The 1,626-nt window shown below is 40.7% G+C and carries 1 protein-coding gene and 1 pseudogene; both read right to left on the bottom strand.

The window, feature by feature from the left end; all coding sequences use genetic code 11:
* Nucleotides 1-464: 464 nt before the first annotated feature.
* Nucleotides 465-1,181 carry a hypothetical protein gene (locus BMY60_RS15060; RefSeq protein WP_090334718.1) on the bottom strand — a complete coding sequence of 239 codons (717 nt, stop codon included), beginning with the start codon at nucleotides 1,179-1,181 and terminating at the stop codon, nucleotides 465-467.
* A 329-nt stretch (nucleotides 1,182-1,510) separates the two neighbouring features.
* Nucleotides 1,511-1,626 (bottom strand): annotated as a pseudogene (locus BMY60_RS16470) (methane monooxygenase/ammonia monooxygenase subunit C); the annotation flags it as partial.

Genomic DNA, 1,626 nt, shown 5'->3' with positions numbered 1-1,626 from the left:
TCAATGAATGCTAATTGACAATCAAATCTCAGAATCTCGTATTAACTTTATTCTGGAATTTGCCGGCAGGGATTCGTTTAACTGATTTTTTTAGGCTCAAAGGAGATTAAGAAATGCGGCCCATCCTGCCAAAAGCAAAAGATATCCGGCTGTTTTCGGAGCGAGCAATATGCCCATGCTTACTGTCGCATCTCCAGTTATCTGCAAATCATGGCCAACAAAGGCATCAACCCAATTCATACCATTCAGATGGTGTTGGCTGGACAGGCTACAGAACGGGGCGAGTAATTACAAGCAACACGTTATAGAAATGCTATATCCGCAGATAATATCTAATCAATTTATTGATAATAAAGATATTATTCTGTGAGTATACGAAAACGGCCAGAAGTGATGGAATGCCAGAAATCATTACTTAACGGTGACATCCGCTTCGAAAGATGCCAAATGAAATTAGCCATTTTTTAAACGTTATAACGGCGCAATGTTTTCCAGGCGCCAAACAAAGCTAATCCGATCAGCACAAATATCCACCAGTTGTATACCATCCACATAAGCGTATTCGATTCAACAATTATGTTTGCCTCGGCGAGCTCAATTACATGGATTTTTTGCCGGTCTTGTTCTGTCGAGGTTACGTGCATTTTGAATGTGATTTTTTGTGTGCCGGATGATTGTGGCGAAACTTGCCAAGTCCATTCAGTTGCGTCGCTTAGCGCATACATTTGTTGTTGCGGCCCCGGATTCTCGATACGAAAATTTTCGCCTGTAATTTCAGCCTGCATTTTAGGAGAAATATATCCTGTAATGCCCTGTATCGAAGTACCGGTTGCTGAAATGGACACAATTTCGTTGATAAATTTTGCCAGTTGATCCGTATCGACGTGCAGCTTTACTTCAAAGCTTTGGTATTGTTTAGCCTCTTTTGGTGCGGTTACCACACTGCTGTTCAGTGGAATTTTCATAATTACCGGGTGAACAAGTTGATTCTTGTTTGCCAGCATATGCATAAAAGAATTAATTGAAAACGGAATTACCAATAAAACCAGCAATAGCGCTGCAGGCATTACCAAGCTAGTGTTGGCGCTGGATTTCATAACGTCATCTTTTGTGTTTTCTGCTTCAGTGTTACTGGAATCCGGATCGTTAGACTGCTGATGATTCGATTCTGGGTCGCTCATATAGTCTCCTGCTGTTCATTTTTCAATTAGATCATATCATCAATGACTCATTAGTGTGACTTTTGCCGGAAATTACACAAGCTCGGTTGTATATTCCAAAGCCGGAAAAGTAACGATGGTTAACTCGTAACTTACTTGTGTGGATCTTGTGCAGAAACTAAACTGGCCGTGATAGTTGCAGAATGTCAAGTCGTCTAATATACAGGGCCTTATGTAACATCATTTTAGTGATGTTATTAACAAATACAAATATCCCCGCTATCAAACTGTGTCAATAGCGGGGAATCGGGGGGAATTTAATGATAAAAATAATCTAAATATAATGCTGTTTAAGGAACAATCCGGTTGTCCAGGATTTCTTTGCTCTGGTTGTTCCAGATTACGTCCGTCAGGTTAGAGTAGCGCGTAATAATCTGCGCCGCTATACCACCTGAAAACAATCCAG

It is taken from the genome of Nitrosomonas sp. Nm51, assembly GCF_900111165.1.
Lineage (GTDB): Bacteria > Pseudomonadota > Gammaproteobacteria > Burkholderiales > Nitrosomonadaceae > Nitrosomonas.
This window is presented reverse-complemented; position numbering and strand designations above follow the sequence as displayed.

Coding starts and splice junctions, on each gene's coding strand:
- BMY60_RS15060 (WP_090334718.1), bottom strand. CDS start 1,181: ATGAGCGACCCAGAATCGAATCATCAGCAGTCTAACGATCCGGATTCC.